This window comes from Rossellomorea yichunensis (genome assembly GCF_032337515.1).
Lineage (GTDB): Bacteria > Bacillota > Bacilli > Bacillales > Bacillaceae_B > Rossellomorea > Rossellomorea yichunensis.
Genome location: NZ_JAVYAD010000001.1, coordinates 542,698 through 557,335, shown reverse-complemented (window position 1 = coordinate 557,335; position 14,638 = coordinate 542,698). Strand labels below are relative to the sequence as shown.

The 14,638-nt window shown below is 42.0% G+C and carries 15 protein-coding genes; all 15 read right to left on the bottom strand.

The window, feature by feature from the left end:
• Positions 1 to 291 precede the first annotated feature (291 nt).
• The 15 genes from spoVM to RSX31_RS02730 all read right to left on the bottom strand — a co-directional run bounded on the left by spoVM (position 292) and on the right by RSX31_RS02730 (position 14,574).
• A complete protein-coding gene (gene spoVM / locus RSX31_RS02800; RefSeq protein WP_032088878.1) occupies positions 292 to 372 on the bottom strand; it encodes a stage V sporulation protein SpoVM in 81 nt (26 codons plus the stop codon).
• A gap of 113 nt (positions 373 to 485) precedes the next feature.
• On the bottom strand, positions 486 to 1,133 hold the full coding sequence (locus RSX31_RS02795) for a thiamine diphosphokinase (RefSeq protein WP_315633182.1): 648 nt from the start codon (positions 1,131 to 1,133) through the stop codon (positions 486 to 488).
• 57 nt (positions 1,134 to 1,190) lie between these two features.
• On the bottom strand, positions 1,191 to 1,841 hold the full coding sequence (rpe, locus tag RSX31_RS02790) for a ribulose-phosphate 3-epimerase (RefSeq protein WP_315633181.1): 651 nt from the start codon (positions 1,839 to 1,841) through the stop codon (positions 1,191 to 1,193).
• A gap of 2 nt (positions 1,842 to 1,843) precedes the next feature.
• A complete protein-coding gene (gene rsgA / locus RSX31_RS02785; protein ID WP_148968701.1) occupies positions 1,844 to 2,725 on the bottom strand; it encodes a ribosome small subunit-dependent GTPase A in 882 nt (293 codons plus the stop codon).
• Positions 2,726 to 2,872: 147 nt separating this feature from the next.
• The gene (gene pknB / locus RSX31_RS02780; protein ID WP_148968700.1) at positions 2,873 to 4,891 is read right to left on the bottom strand and encodes a Stk1 family PASTA domain-containing Ser/Thr kinase; all 2,019 of its coding nucleotides are present in this window, start codon (positions 4,889 to 4,891) and stop codon (positions 2,873 to 2,875) included.
• A gap of 4 nt (positions 4,892 to 4,895) precedes the next feature.
• Positions 4,896 to 5,645, bottom strand: a complete 750-nt coding sequence (locus tag RSX31_RS02775; RefSeq protein ID WP_148968699.1) for a Stp1/IreP family PP2C-type Ser/Thr phosphatase — start codon at positions 5,643 to 5,645, stop codon at positions 4,896 to 4,898.
• Between the two features lie 318 nt (positions 5,646 to 5,963).
• The gene (rsmB, locus tag RSX31_RS02770; protein ID WP_315633178.1) at positions 5,964 to 7,298 is read right to left on the bottom strand and encodes a 16S rRNA (cytosine(967)-C(5))-methyltransferase RsmB; all 1,335 of its coding nucleotides are present in this window, start codon (positions 7,296 to 7,298) and stop codon (positions 5,964 to 5,966) included.
• Positions 7,291 to 8,241 (bottom strand): methionyl-tRNA formyltransferase, encoded by a 951-nt coding sequence (gene fmt / locus RSX31_RS02765; RefSeq protein ID WP_315633177.1) that lies wholly within the window; start codon positions 8,239 to 8,241, stop codon positions 7,291 to 7,293. Before fmt ends, rsmB begins: the two co-directional genes overlap by 8 nt.
• Positions 8,241 to 8,723 carry a peptide deformylase gene (gene def / locus RSX31_RS02760; RefSeq protein ID WP_148993571.1) on the bottom strand — a complete coding sequence of 161 codons (483 nt, stop codon included), beginning with the start codon at positions 8,721 to 8,723 and terminating at the stop codon, positions 8,241 to 8,243. The genes fmt and def overlap by 1 nt, the downstream gene beginning before the upstream one ends.
• 32 nt (positions 8,724 to 8,755) lie before the next feature.
• Positions 8,756 to 11,179: a primosomal protein N' gene (priA, locus tag RSX31_RS02755; protein WP_315633176.1), complete on the bottom strand. Its 2,424-nt coding sequence runs from the start codon at positions 11,177 to 11,179 to the stop codon at positions 8,756 to 8,758.
• Complete coding sequence (gene coaBC, locus RSX31_RS02750; protein WP_315633175.1) at positions 11,166 to 12,395, bottom strand: bifunctional phosphopantothenoylcysteine decarboxylase/phosphopantothenate--cysteine ligase CoaBC; 1,230 nt, start codon at positions 12,393 to 12,395, stop codon at positions 11,166 to 11,168. The genes priA and coaBC overlap by 14 nt, the downstream gene beginning before the upstream one ends.
• A gap of 137 nt (positions 12,396 to 12,532) precedes the next feature.
• Complete coding sequence (rpoZ, locus tag RSX31_RS02745; RefSeq protein WP_148968693.1) at positions 12,533 to 12,754, bottom strand: DNA-directed RNA polymerase subunit omega; 222 nt, start codon at positions 12,752 to 12,754, stop codon at positions 12,533 to 12,535.
• Complete coding sequence (gene gmk, locus RSX31_RS02740) at positions 12,755 to 13,369, bottom strand: guanylate kinase (protein ID WP_148968692.1); 615 nt, start codon at positions 13,367 to 13,369, stop codon at positions 12,755 to 12,757.
• Positions 13,370 to 13,642 (bottom strand): extracellular matrix/biofilm regulator RemA, encoded by a 273-nt coding sequence (gene remA, locus RSX31_RS02735; protein ID WP_044337446.1) that lies wholly within the window; start codon positions 13,640 to 13,642, stop codon positions 13,370 to 13,372.
• A 56-nt stretch (positions 13,643 to 13,698) separates the two neighbouring features.
• Positions 13,699 to 14,574, bottom strand: a complete 876-nt coding sequence (locus tag RSX31_RS02730) for a YicC/YloC family endoribonuclease (protein ID WP_148968824.1) — start codon at positions 14,572 to 14,574, stop codon at positions 13,699 to 13,701.
• Positions 14,575 to 14,638 lie beyond the last annotated feature (64 nt).

Here is a 14,638-nt window from a genome sequence, read left to right as displayed (position 1 = left end):
CTTTTTGCCTTTTTGGTTAGTTTGACTTATGACCTCGAGCCTCAAGCCCCTGGAGCTGGACATCGCAGAAAAGCGGAAGGGGCTCGCCCTGGGGCGACAAGCATAAGGCGAACTAACCGGAAAGGCGCTTTTTGCCTTTTTGGTTAGTTTGACTTATGACCTCGAGCCTCAAGCCCCTGGAGCTGGACATCGCAGAAAAGCGGAGGCGGCTTGGTCAGCCCCGAGAAGCATAAGACGAATCAACCGAAAACAAAAAAGAAGATGGCATTCTAGCCACCTCCAACAAACCATTTATTCTTTTTTAAACGTTCCTAACATCGCCCTCACAAGTCCACCCAGGAATTTTGGTAATTTAATTGTATAAAAGCGCATTTTTAGTCCCTCCCCACAATCTAAAGAACGTAATGTTTCGCTTGACAACAGTTTAGTCTATTCAAGCAGTCTCAGTTAAGTACGTCTTCTTTTCTACCTGGTTTTTAGAAGCTTTAATCACTGCTTCTTATCACCATTAATATGCCATTTGAAAAGGAAAAAGTACCAGATGATTGTATAAGTTCATTACTAATACATAGTGTGGAACCTCTTGAAATATTCCGATTATTTAATGGATATTTAAAGCCGGTGAGGGTGATTCCTTCGACACTTTCGGTTACCGGGACGAAGGAAATATACTGTAATTCCGGGCTTTTTTCAACGGAATGAACTCCAGATTCGGCTAGGTATAACCGATTTTGAACATCAATGATTTCTACTTTGATGTCCGTATCTAAAAGCCTCGGAATCATTAATAATTGAAGGTTGCCCATAAAATGATCAAGCCGTCCACCGGTCGCTCCAAAAATGTTGATTTTGTCAGGATTCTGATCAATCGCCCAGTTCAGGGCAAGCTCCAGATCCGTCTCGTCCTTTTCAGGCTTAAAACGATTGACTTCCTTCACTTTTTGTTGGATCAGCTCCCACTCTTTCTCGTTCACAGAATCAAAATCTCCAAAAGCGACATGCGGTTCTATTTTTTGTTCGAGTAACGTGTAGACCCCACGGTCCACACCAATCCAGTTTGCCTCATCACCCGAATATGAGTTCAATTCAGGGATGTATCTTTCAGGTCCGCCGGCAACGATATTGATTTCCATATTCTCCACTCCCATTTATAAAAATAGACTGACCCCATAGGATCAGCCTGTCGTCTCTTATACAAGAGATCTCTTTAATTCTTCGATTGCTGCCCCTCTATCACTGCGGTTATAGATGGCAGAACCTGCTACAAACACATCTGCTCCTGCTTCAGCACAAATGGCTGCCGTTTCAGGGTTAATGCCTCCGTCCACCTCTATTTCAAGGGTAGGATTGATTTCATTTGCCCATTCACGAATCTGTTTGATTTTCGGGACGACCGACGGGATGAATGATTGACCACCGAAGCCAGGGTTCACAGTCATAAGCAGAACCATATCGACATCTTGCAAAATTGGCTTGATGGACTCAGCAGACGTCCCAGGATTTAGGACGACTCCCGCTTTTACACCTTTACTTTTGATCATCTGAATCGTTCTGTGCAAATGGGGATCTGCTTCTACATGGACGGTAATATAGTCAGCTCCAGCATCTGCAAAAGCTTCGATATATTGACTTGGATTTTCAATCATAAGGTGTACGTCAAGTGGTAATGATGTTAACGGGCGAATCGCTTTCACGATCATTGGCCCCAGCGTGATATTCGGTACGAAGTGACCATCCATCACATCCACATGGATATAGTCCGCTCCCCCTTTTTCAACATCTTTAATTTCATTCCCTAACTCTGCAAAATTTGCAGACAGAATGGAAGGTGCGATTTTCATATTTAGTACCTCGGCTTTCTATCTTTTATTTCTTTGTGGAACGTTAAATAGTGATCATAACGGTAATTAGGGATTTCGCCTGCTTCCACGGCAGCTTTAACGGCACATTTCGGCTCGTTGATATGAAGGCAGCCCCTGAATTTACAGTCGTCAGATACTTCAACCATTTCAGGGAAGCATTGTGGCAGCTCTTCTATTTCAAGCTCAGAAAACTCCAGTGAACTAAACCCGGGGGTATCCGCCACTAACCCATCTTCAATATCAATCAGTTCCACATGGCGAGTCGTATGTTTCCCCCGGCCTAAGTGGGATGAGATCATAGCCGTCTTTAACTCAAGTTCAGGTTTCAAGGCATTCAGCAAGGACGATTTCCCTACTCCGGACTGTCCTGCAAAGACAGAAATTTTATCACGTAAATACGGAGTCAGCTCCTCTACTCCATGCTCGGTTTTCGAAGACGTCATCAGGACTTCATAACCGAATGAGCGGTAATCCTTCACATATCGTTCAATCTTGTTTGTTTGCTCAGATGTAAGTAAGTCCATCTTGGTTACACAAATAAGCGGTTCTATTTCTTTACTCTCAACCAACACAAGAAAGCGGTCAAGTAAAGCCGGACTAAAATCCGGTTCGCTTGCCGAGAATACCAATATCGCCTGGTCGACATTTGCAATCGGGGGACGTACTAACTCATTCTTACGGTCATTGACCTTTAGAATGTATCCATCCGTTTTGTTCTCCGCTTGAAATTCAACATAATCACCCACCAGTGGTGTTATTTTATTTATGCGGAAATTACCTCTGCCCCGACATTGTGTAACGCTTCCTTCTGAAAGCACATAGTAAAATCCACTTAATGCTTTAACGATTTTTCCTTCAGGCATTCGAAACCTCCTATTCAAAAACATCTATAAAAAATAGATTAGTCCTCTATATTATGTATCATGGTTCTCTATCATTATAAAGGAAAACAAGAGGACTGTCCCGTCAGGTCCATTAAAAACCCGGGTACAGCCCTTTGTCAATTGTCATTATTCTTCTTTAGGATACTCGACAGTACCTGTTTTATACTCTTTTTCATCAACGAGAATTCGATATTCCCCTACAGTTCCTTCTTCCAATGTGAACTTCATAGTAACCGTCGTATCCTCATAAATACTGATTAGTTCGTCACTTTCTTCAATCTTTCTATTCTTGTCCTCAATAAAAATTTCCACTACTTGAGGTTCTCCATTGTCCTTGGTATAAGGGATGGTCACTTCCTCAGTAGTCTCCTTAGTCGGTACTTCCTTCGGCGGCTCAGGACCCTTAGACATAATAACGTAAACATCCTCACCCTTACTGATCGGAGTACTTGCAACGGGCTTATGAGAAATCACCCTACCTTCTTCAACCTCATCTGAAAATTCTTCACCCTGTACAATGATATTTATTCCATTCGAAGCTTCATATTTATCTAGTGCAGTCTGATCAAAATTTTCCAAGTTTTCCAAATCAAACTTCTCTGTTCCCTTACTCACTGTAAAGGTAATCGTCGTATCTTCTGCCACGACCTCTACTCCAGGAGATGGATCCTGGTCGGTGATCGTTCCAGCAGGTTCGGATTCATTGAACTCTTCTTCTTTCTCTACCGTGAAACCTTTTTCTTCAAGTTCAGAGGATACTTCTTCAAAATTCTTTCCTACATAGTCCTCTACTCCAACTTTTTCTTTACCTGTACTGACATAGATATCTATAGCCGATCCTTCATTCGCCATCCGCCCTGCCTTTGGGTTTGTCTTGATTACAAAACCTTCAGGAATCGATTCATGGGGTTGTTTTTTTGTTTCTCCGACAACAAACCCCTCTGAAACGATGGTGGAAATGGCTTCAGTTTGATCTTTTTCAACCACATCCGGCACCTGGATTTCCTTTGGCCCCAGCAGCTCAGGAACGAAAGTAACAGCAGCAACTCCTAAGAGAATGAGCAAAAAGAACAAACTTATAATAAAGATCGGCCACTTCTTTTTACCCTTTTTCTTCGGATCACCCTTCTTGTTTTTCTTCTTGCCTTTCTTCTTACCCTCTTGGACTGGAGGAGTCGGCTTCGTTTGAAGTTTGTCTGTGTCTGCTTGATGGTGAACAATCGTATCATCAAGATTCGAATACGCCTTCTGATCAGTAATGACAGGAATCGCTTTTGTTGCTTCATCATCAAGGGGAACGGCAAATTTAGGCTCATTCATCCGATCGGGATCAAGCGCTGAAAACAGGTCTTCATCCATTTCCTCTAGGCTCTCGTACCGTCTGAATGGATCCTTGGCCGTTGCTTTTAATACGATATTTTCAACGCTCTGGGGAATATCAGGATTCCACCTTTTTAAAGATGGTGTTTCCGATTGCAAATGCTTTAAGGCAATCGAGACCGCTGATTCTCCAGAGAAAGGCAGTCTGCCGGTTAACAATTCAAACATGACGATCCCCAGTGAATAAATATCAGATTTCTTCGTAGCCATTCCGCCCCTTGCCTGTTCAGGAGAAAGGTAGTGGACCGATCCCAGGACTGAATTGGTCTGGGTGATCGAAGTGGCACTAAGAGCCATCGCGATCCCGAAATCCGTTATCTTCACATTTCCTTCTTCATCAAGAAGGATATTATGGGGTTTAATATCCCGGTGTACAATATGATTCTGATGGGCATGAGACATCGCTAAGGTTAACTGCTTCATAATATCGATCGCTTTGTCTACATGAACTGGTGAATGTTGCTGTATGTATTGCTTTAAGGTCATACCATGGACATATTCCATGACAATATAGTATAGATCGTCTTCTTCTCCTACATCGTATATACTCACAATGTTCGGATGAGTCAAGCTGGTAGCAGATTGAGCTTCCCGTTGGAATCGTTTAATGAATTCCTCTTCATTGGCAAAATCGATCCGGAGCATTTTAATAGCCACTTCACGATCCAAAATCACATCGTGAGCTAAATAAACGTTGGCCATTCCTCCGCCGCCGATTAGTTTAATGATTCTGTAACGCCCACTGATGCGCTTTCCTTCCATCATGTTATCACCCGCTTTCCGTTTCAGCGGCAAACTCTACAATTACTACGGTAATATTATCTTCACCGCCATATTCATTAGCTAAATGAACAAGCGACTCTCCTTTATTCTCCAGGGAGTGGTCCTGAACCAATATCTCTTTCATTTCTTTTTGGGAGACTTTATTGGATAGACCGTCTGAACACAATAAAATAACGTCTTCTTCTTCAAACATTATCGTTTTAATATCCATAGTAATTGAAGCTTCTGTACCTATCGCTCTAAGTATCACGTTTTTTCTTGGATGATGCTCTGCATCTTCTCTAGAAATTTCACCGCTTCTGACTAATTCATTCACAAGTGTATGGTCTTCTGTTAACTGATGAAAACCATTTTCGTTCAGTATATATCCTCTGCTGTCACCAATATTGACAATGGTAGCAAACAAAGAGGTGCAAATGGCTCCGACGAGAGTCGTGCCCATCCCTTCACACTCCGAATTGGATTGAGAATAAGTATATACTTCTTTGTTTACTTCGTTAATAGTTGATTTTAACCAATTTTCGGCTTCATCAGCGGTGTGAAATTTCTCTGTTTTCTCCCATAAGTCCTTTAACATGGAGATGGTAAGCTCGCTGGCAACGTCTCCAGCTCTGTGGCCGCCCATTCCATCTGCTACAACAGCTAAATGATCGCCATGATGATTCACGAATACGCCGGCACTATCTTCATTTAGTTGACGCACTTTCCCTTTGTCCGTAAAATATACAGTTTTCACTTATGTCACCTCATCTCTTCTTCTGCACCTGTTTCAAGTAGCTCCTTAAACTCATTGTAGGGTGCAACCTTAGTTCAAAAAAATGAATCCACTTTGATTATCTTCGTTAAATGTGTCCAGCTTACCATTCGTTCTTAATTGGAGCTGAATAGGTTGATAATGAAAAGAGAAAATATCTTCAGCTTTTATCACTTTTGAAGAAATAAATATATGATTACAAAGTAATGGATAATCAAAGATTCATTAAGGGCTATTGTACTTTTACGACTTTTCTGGTGAATTTTCCTGCTTTACTTTCGACATTTGAGCATTTTCGACTTATTTTTTTCTAAAGCACGAAATAAAGAATCCATCCCCTCCAAAATCCTGAGGAAATACTTGTAACTGATTTTCTTTAATAAACGGTGTGATGGAATCCGGAAGTTCATCTAAAGCTTGAGGATCAAATTCTGGATGATCACTTAAGAAAGCCGACACAGTCCCTTCATTCTCATTTTGATCCACAGTACAAGTGCTATAAACTAATAATCCATCTTTTTTTAACAATGGTACAACGGCTGAAAGGATGTCCAGCTGAATCTTTTGCAGAGATAAAAGATCCGATTCTTTTTTAGCATATTTTATATCCGGTTTTCTTCTTAATACACCTAATCCAGAACATGGGGCATCCACCAGGATACGATCGAAGCTCTCTTTTTCAAACTTCTCTCCTGCATTTCGACTATCAAGGGTTGCAGTCTTTATATTATTTAATCCGAGCCGAGATGCATTTTCGTCAATCAATTTGACCTTGTGCTTGTGTAAGTCCAATGCATGAACTTCTCCGGTTCCTGATAGTTTTTCGGCTATGTGAGTCGTTTTCCCCCCTGGTGCTGCGCATGCATCTAACACTTTCATCCCCTGTTCAAGCTTTAAAGCATAGGAGACAAGCATGGAGCTTTCATCCTGGATGGTGAATTGTCCGTTACGATATTCCTCTGTTTTTGCAAGATTCCCTCGAAGTGACTGGATCGCTTCCGGAACAATCGGGCTTTCTCTCACTTCATTACCATTGCCAGTCAAGAGTTGGATAAGCTCTTCTCGAGTGATTTTGGTTGTATTCACCCGTGCCGTTTGATTTGGTGCAATTAAATTGGTTTCACACATTTCTTTCGTTTTCTCCAGGCCAAATTGCTCTTCCCATCTCTTCACAAGCCAATAAGGATGACTCGTTTCTATGGCCACTCGCTCGATTGGATCTGTAATAGTGTCAAGGGAAGGAAGCCCTTTCCTTTGAACAGAACGCAAGACACCATTCACCAAGCCTGAAATGCCTTTATGTCCTCTCTTCTTAGCTATTTCTACAGCTTCATAGAAAACAGCACGGTCAGGAATTCGATCTAAGTACACAAGCTGATAGAGGGATAAACGCAATAGATGACGAACCCACTCATCCAACTTCCCTTTAAGAAATGGAGCTAAATAGAAATCCAACGTCATTTTCCGTTGAATGGTTCCATATGTCAGCTCCGTTAATAACCCAATATCCTTACTTGGCAGCTGATTTTTTTCAATCACAGAATTGAGTAATAAATTACTATACGATTGATTTTTTTCTACTGCTTCAATGACATCAAGTGCTGCTTCACGGACGGTCTTATTTTTTTTACTCATTATTTTCTCCTAACATCATTCCTTCTTTCAGGTGAGACCCTGCTCCACGCAGATAATCCTTTGCACTCATTCTCTTTTTCCCAGAAGGCTGTAAATCAGTTATTTTTATTGCTATTGAAGTGCCTGTAGAAACAACGAATCCATCTTCTTCAATTTTCATGATTTCTCCAGGAGCAGCAGAAGTTCCGCTGACTTTTTCTCCCCACCAGACTTTAATCACGGAATTTTCTAATGTGGTGTACGCAACTGGCCAAGGGTGAAGTCCTCTAATATGGTTGTAGATTTCTTCCCCACCTTTCGTCCAGTCAATTTTTTCTTGTTCTCGTTTGATGTTTCGTGCAAACGTCGCTTTTGAATCATCCTGCTTGACCGGGGCTATGTCACCTGCCAATAATTTGGGCACCGTTTCAATGAGCAATGCTGCACCTGCAACGCTTAATTTATCATGAAGGGTTCCGACATGGTCACGTTCTTCAATATCCACTTCCACTTGACTAATAATGTCCCCTGCATCAAGCTTTTCGACCATATACATGATGGTGATGCCCGTTTTCTCTTTTCCTTGGAGAATGGAATAATGAATAGGTGCTCCCCCTCTAAGTTCAGGAAGTAAAGAGGCGTGAACATTGATGCATCCATACTGAGGGGCTTCCAGTAATGCGTTGGGAAGAATTTGCCCGAAAGCGGCCGTTACGATAAGGTCAGGTTCTAATGCAAGCACTTTGTTTAACTCATCTTCATCCTTAATTTTCTCTGGTTGATAGACTGGTATCCCGTTCTTTTCAGCTGCTACCTTTACAGGTGGAGGCGTTAGGATCCTTTTTCTCCCCACTGGGCGATCGGGCTGTGTCACGACCGCAATCACATCATAGTTTTCGTCTAATAAAGATTGAAGAACAGGAACGGAGAAGTCAGGTGTTCCCATAAAAATTACTTTCGTCATTAAGCTTCATACCCTTCTAATTCTTCTTCTGTCACATATTTTTCTACCTTTGTGGTAAATAGAACACCGTGAAGATGATCAATTTCGTGTTGAATCGCTCGGGCTAAAAAGTCCTGGGCTTGAAATTCAATCATTCTTCCTTTTCGATCAAACGTTCGGACCGTGATGGAATAAGGACGGGTCACTTCCCCATATAACCCCGGGAAGCTCAGGCACCCTTCAAGGTCGGTTTGAGATCCGTCAGCCTCGATGATTTCCGGATTGATAAGCTCGATCGTACCGGTATCATCCCCGATATCCACCACTGCTACCTGAAGGTCGACTCCTACTTGAGGAGCTGCAAGGCCAACACCATCCGCTTCAAGCATTGTGTCATACATATTTGCCAATAATTTTTTTAATTTCTTATCAAATGCCGTTACCTTTTCACATTCTTTTTCTAAGATTGGATCAGGGTGCATTACAATTGGAAGTATTGCCATAAGTCTCCTCCATTTTTCCGTAAAAAATATAGTTACATCATCATATAAGGGTTCACATCTATGGAGATTGTTAACCCTTGAGACGCATGTTGCTGTTGGTATTGATCTAATACTGTTTTCAACGTAGTACCAAGATTTGGTTCCCGTTTGTATTTTATCAAACATTGATACCGATATCTATTCTTTATCCTGGGGATCGGTGACGCCACGGGTCCAAGAATGATCGTTGTTTCGGATAGCTTTGAACGGATATATTTCGTCATCTTCTCTGCAATATCCACAACTTTCATTAAATCTTCATGACTTAGTGTGACGAGAGAGATGTAGTAAAAGGGAGGATAGGAGCCCATTTTCCTCATCATCATTTCCTGTTGATAGAAACGGTTGTAATCATGATTAGACGCTAACTCGATAGAATAGTGCTCCGGCGTATACGTTTGAATCACTACTTCTCCCGGCAGAGTGTGCCTGCCTGCACGTCCGCTTACTTGAGTGAGCAATTGAAAGGTCTTCTCTGCAGCCCTGAAGTCAGGCAGATGAAGCATCGTATCCGCACTGAGGACCCCGACGAGAGTGATATTCGGAAAATCCAGACCCTTGGCAATCATTTGTGTACCAAGAAGTATATCTGCTTTTCCCTCTCCAAAGGCTGTCAATAGCTTTTCGTGTGACCCTTTTCGGGTGGTTGTGTCCACATCCATGCGAATGATTCGAGCATCGGGGATAAGTTTCGTCAATTCTTCCTCTACTTTTTGAGTTCCTGTCCCGAAATAACGGATATGCTCACTCGTACACTCAGGGCAAGTAGTGGGAACTCCTTCTTCGTAGCCGCAGTAATGACATTTCATCCCGTTTGAAAAGCGGTGATAGGTTAAAGAGATATCACAGTTTGGACATTGAAGGACAAAGCCGCAATCTCTGCACATGATGAATGATGAATGTCCTCTTCTATTAAGGAATAGAACGGTTTGTTCCCCTTTCTCAATTCGATCCTGAAGCTTTTCGAAAAGTTCAGTTGAGAACATGGAACGGTTCCCCTTCCTCAGTTCCTCTCTCATATCAACAATATCAACGGAAGGGAGGGGTCCATCATTCATCCGTTTATCCAGCGTGAGGAGCCTATACACACCTTTTGATGCTCGAGCAAAGGATTCTAAAGAGGGTGTTGCGCTTCCCAAAATGACAGGGCATTGATGGTATTCCCCTCTATAAATGGCCACGTCCCTGGCATGATAACGAGGATTTTCTTCCTGCTTGTAACTTGTCTCATGCTCTTCATCAATAATGATGATCCCGATATTTTCAAAAGGAGCAAAAACAGCAGAGCGGGCACCAACCACCACTTTTACTTCCTTCCGCTGAATCTTTCTCCATTCATCATACTTTTCACCAACTGACAAACCGCTATGGAGAACAGCTACATCATTTCCGAACCGGCCCTTGAACCTGTGAACCATTTGGGGAGTGAGGGAGATTTCAGGGACTAATACAATCGCTTCCTTACCGTCTTGCAAGACCCGTTGAATGGATTGAAGATAAATTTCCGTTTTACCACTCCCTGTTACTCCGTAAAGAAGGAATGTGTGATGTTTTTCTTCATCAATGATGTTCAGTATAGGACTGATCGCCTGGTCCTGTTGAGCCGTTAACGAAAGAGGCGAGGTCTTCTCGAACGTCCTGTTTTCAAAGGGATCACGATACATTTCAACATTTTTCTCTACCAGAACCCCTTTATTGACTAACGATTTAACCGTAGACGAAGTAGTCCCCAACTCTTCAAGGAGGGTTGCGGCAAGGATCCCGTCCCCACCAGGAGCAGAGTCACTCATGTATTTTATGATTTGTTTCTGCTTACTTGCTTGAGGAGGCAGACTGTTCTTGACTTCTTCTAAATCATCTTCGGTTACATTAAGATACAGTTTTCGGACCGTTTTCTTATTCCCCTTCGCTTTCACTCTGTAAATCACTTCAACCGAACCTCGTTTTACCTCTTTATGAACGAGAGGGAGCAGTCCGTTTTCCTCGATTGCTTTCCAGGACACTTCCCTTCCATTCTGAAAGAAGTGCTGGAGCGAAAGATGAAGTTCACCCGGACTCTTCCCCCCCTCGAGTTGGAAGAATTTTTCATATTTCGCTTTCATGGCAGCAGGAAGCATCGCTTGAAATGCTGAGATTTTAAAGCAGAGGGTCTTCTCTGTAAGCCAGTTCCCCAATGTTAGTAGTTCTTTATTCAGGACCGGTACAAGGTCCATCGGCTCAACAATCGATTTCAGTTTAGAGACTTCGCCTTTTTCCTTTAATTCAATGACAAAGCCTTGAATTTTCCTTGGTCCAAAAGGAACGATGACTCTCATGCCGGGAATGATACTGCCTCTCCATTCAGCCGGAATACTATAGTCGTAGGTTCGATCCGTCTGCATGGCAGGAACATCTACGATGACACTAGCTACGTTCATGCGAGGAACCCTTCTTCATCTGCCGGATCGCTTCTTTATAGATTTCTTTCGCTACCTCTACCTTTGATAATAATGGCAGCTCTAGAATGCTACCTTCGCTTGTTACTATCGATACTTTGTTCGTGTCCGTTCCGAACCCTGAACCTGTTTCTTTTACATTATTTGCAACTATCATATTTGCCCGCTTTTTCTCAAGCTTTGCTTTCGCATACTCGTAAACGTTAGATGTTTCGGCCGCAAATCCGATTAGATATTGATGTTTCTTGCGCTCACCAAGACTCATTAATATATCCTTTGTACGTTCAAATTCAATCACTAGATTACCCTCTTTTTTCTTCAACTTATCCTCGAAGGTTTCTTTCGGACGATAATCAGCGACTGCAGCGCTCTTCACGACGATATCCGCTGTTGGAAACGCTTCATGCACAGCATTGTACATCTCTTCAGCACTTGTTACGGAGACAAATTCAATGCCACTTGGAACGGGTAATTGAGACGGTCCGGAAATCAAGACGACCTCCGCCCCAAGAGACACAGCCGTCTCTGCAAGGGCGTAGCCCATCTTCCCTGTTGAGCGATTGGAAAAGAAACGAACGGGATCGACCATTTCTCTTGTCGGTCCGGCAGTTATGACGACTTTTTTTCCCTGTAAAATCTTCCTATCGCTATCACGATTGGAAAAATAACGATCAACCAGTTCCACTACTTTCTCAGGTTCTTCTAATCTTCCTTTACCAACGTATCCACAAGCCAGATATCCTTCACTTGGTTCGACAAATCGGTAGCCAAACTCAAAAAGGGTCTCAATATTCCGCTTCACCGCCGGGTGATCATACATATGTACATTCATTGCTGGGGCAATCCATACTTTCGCTGTCGTTGCCAAAATGGTTGTTGAAATCATGTCATCTGCAATTCCGTTCGCAAGCTTCCCTATGATGTTGGCAGTGGCTGGTGCAACCAATACAAGATCTGCCCAGTCAGCTAAGTCGATATGAGCAATCTTCGACGAATCCTTTTCATCAAAGGTATCCCAGTATACATCATGGCGGGATAATGCTTGAAAAGTAAGTGGAGCCACAAATTTTCGTGCTGATTCTGTCATGATGACCTTCACTTCTGCACCATTTTGGACAAGCTTGCTCGTTAAAGCAGCCGCTTTATATACAGCGATTCCACCAGATACACATAACAGTATTTTTTTCCCCTTGATCATTCTGCTTTCCCCCATTACACTTTATCCTTCCTTTATTATGAAGGATATTGATAGAAAAAGAAAATAGGGTTGTCCCGAAAGATCATGTAATCTTTCGAGTCAACCCCCCTAGAGTTTTTCATTAAGCATGATGACGCTTATTCATCAGAATAAACTGCTTTGGCATCTCTTTCTTTCATAGATAATTGACCGGCCTGAATTTCTTCAAGTGCCTTTCCTACATACTTATGAGACTCATATTGGTTCAAACGGTAATCACCGGTATCTTGCAGGTTTCTTGCTCTCTTAGCAGCAATACTGACTAACGAATATTTAGAATCGATCTTCTTCATTAATGAATCAATGGATGGGTTTAACATTTATTCAACCTCCAGCATATTTAAGTATCGTTGTTGCACTCTTTCCCGTTTGCAGTGTTCTGCTTGAACAATGGATTTAATCTTGCCTACCGCATGTTCAATTTGATCATTTTCAACAATGTAATCATACAGATTCATCATTTCAATTTCTTTTCTTGCAGTATTCATTCTACCCTGGATCAAATCATCCGTTTCGGTTCCTCTGGTTACGAGGCGATTCTGAAGTTCAGAAAGACTGGGAGGTGCCAGGAAGATAAATAAACCTTCAGGGAATTTATCCCTGACCTGCTGTGCACCTTGTACTTCAATTTCAAGGAAAACATCTCTTCCTGCATCAAGTGTTTCTCGAACGTAATCAACAGGAGTGCCATAATAGTTTCCAACGAACTCTGCATACTCCAGCAGTTTCCCTTGCTCTATAAGTACTTCAAACTCTTCTCTTGATTTAAAGAAATAATCTACACCATCCACTTCTCCTTCACGGGGATTACGAGTGGTCATGGAGATGGAATATTCAAACTTTGTATCTTCTTGGGAAAAAATCGCTTTACGAACGGTTCCTTTTCCTACACCTGAAGGTCCGGAAAGAACGATCAGCAATCCTTTTTCTTTCATTTATTTACCCTGCCCTTCTTCTACTATATCCTCTTTATCAGTTAAACGATGAGCAACGGTTTCGGGTTGAACAGCTGAAAGAATAACGTGATCGCTATCCGTAATAATAACCGCCCTTGTTCTTCTTCCGTATGTAGCATCAACGAGTGTCCCCCGGTCTCTTGCATCTTGAATCAGGCGTTTGATCGGTGCTGATTCGGGACTTACAATTGAGATGATCCGGTTAGCTGAAACAATATTTCCAAATCCTATATTGATGAGCTTAATCGACATAACGCTCCTCCTAATCAATAGTTTAGTTTCGCCGGAATGACAGGAAACTAAACTTCTTATTCTACATTTTGCACTTGTTCCCTTAGCTTCTCCAGTGTTGATTTCAGTTCCACAACAATCGTGGCAATGAAGGAATCGTTTGCTTTCGAACCAATCGTGTTCACTTCCCGGTTCATTTCCTGAATCATGAAATCCAGCTTCCTGCCTACAGGTCCTTCACCGGTCAATGAGGAATCAAAGTACTGAATATGACTTTCTAATCTCGTCAGTTCCTCGGTAATATCCGATTTATCAGCAAAAATGGCAACCTCAGTAAGCAAACGACTTTCATCGAAGGAAGTTTCATTGTATTCAAGAATCCTTTTTCTTAACCGTTCTCTATACTGATCGACAACTTTAGGAGCATGATCGGTAAGTTCTCCAATTTGGGTCTTAAAATGATTGAGATGAGTGAGAAAATCTTTCTTGAGGAGCTCTCCTTCTTTTTCACGCATTATTTTAAGGTCATTCGCCGCTTGTTCTACAGCTTTTAACACCAACTGCTCAAGCTCTTCGTTTTCCTCTTCCATTTCTTCGATGATCACAAATTCTTCTCTGTTTAAGAGGTGGGATAATTGCAGTTCATCTTTTAGGGAGAAGGTTTCTTTCACTTTATTTACTAACTGATAATAATCTTGAATGAGCTTCCAGTCAATATGTAGATTTTTATGTACTAACCCATCGCCCGTAATGGTGATGAAAATATCAACTTTCCCTCTCTTAACGGACTGGGATACTTGTTTTTTAATTTTATCCTCAAGTTTCATTAATTGTCGGGGCATCCTTATGAAACATTCACTAAACCTGTGATTAACGGATTTCATTTCAACCGTTACTGTATGTTGTTCAGAGTCTACCTTGCTTCTTCCAAAGCCTGTCATACTGACAACCATTACGATCACATCCAATCTTTTGACGATATTCGTATGTAGATCAACTGATTTCATGCTTGCACTC

Coding starts and splice junctions, on each gene's coding strand:
- spoVM (WP_032088878.1), bottom strand. CDS start 372: ATGCGCTTTTATACAATTAAATTACCAAAATTCCTGGGTGGACTTGTG.
- RSX31_RS02795 (WP_315633182.1), bottom strand. CDS start 1,133: ATGGAAATCAATATCGTTGCCGGCGGACCTGAAAGATACATCCCTGAA.
- rpe (WP_315633181.1), bottom strand. CDS start 1,841: ATGAAAATCGCACCTTCCATTCTGTCTGCAAATTTTGCAGAGTTAGGG.
- rsgA (WP_148968701.1), bottom strand. CDS start 2,725: ATGCCTGAAGGAAAAATCGTTAAAGCATTAAGTGGATTTTACTATGTG.
- pknB (WP_148968700.1), bottom strand. CDS start 4,891: ATGATGGAAGGAAAGCGCATCAGTGGGCGTTACAGAATCATTAAACTA.
- rsmB (WP_315633178.1), bottom strand. CDS start 7,298: ATGAGTAAAAAAAATAAGACCGTCCGTGAAGCAGCACTTGATGTCATT.
- fmt (WP_315633177.1), bottom strand. CDS start 8,241: ATGACGAAAGTAATTTTTATGGGAACACCTGACTTCTCCGTTCCTGTT.
- def (WP_148993571.1), bottom strand. CDS start 8,723: ATGGCAATACTTCCAATTGTAATGCACCCTGATCCAATCTTAGAAAAA.
- priA (WP_315633176.1), bottom strand. CDS start 11,179: ATGAACGTAGCTAGTGTCATCGTAGATGTTCCTGCCATGCAGACGGAT.
- coaBC (WP_315633175.1), bottom strand. CDS start 12,395: ATGATCAAGGGGAAAAAAATACTGTTATGTGTATCTGGTGGAATCGCT.
- rpoZ (WP_148968693.1), bottom strand. CDS start 12,754: ATGTTAAACCCATCCATTGATTCATTAATGAAGAAGATCGATTCTAAA.
- gmk (WP_148968692.1), bottom strand. CDS start 13,369: ATGAAAGAAAAAGGATTGCTGATCGTTCTTTCCGGACCTTCAGGTGTA.
- remA (WP_044337446.1), bottom strand. CDS start 13,642: ATGTCGATTAAGCTCATCAATATAGGATTTGGAAATATTGTTTCAGCT.
- RSX31_RS02730 (WP_148968824.1), bottom strand. CDS start 14,574: ATGGTTGTCAGTATGACAGGCTTTGGAAGAAGCAAGGTAGACTCTGAA.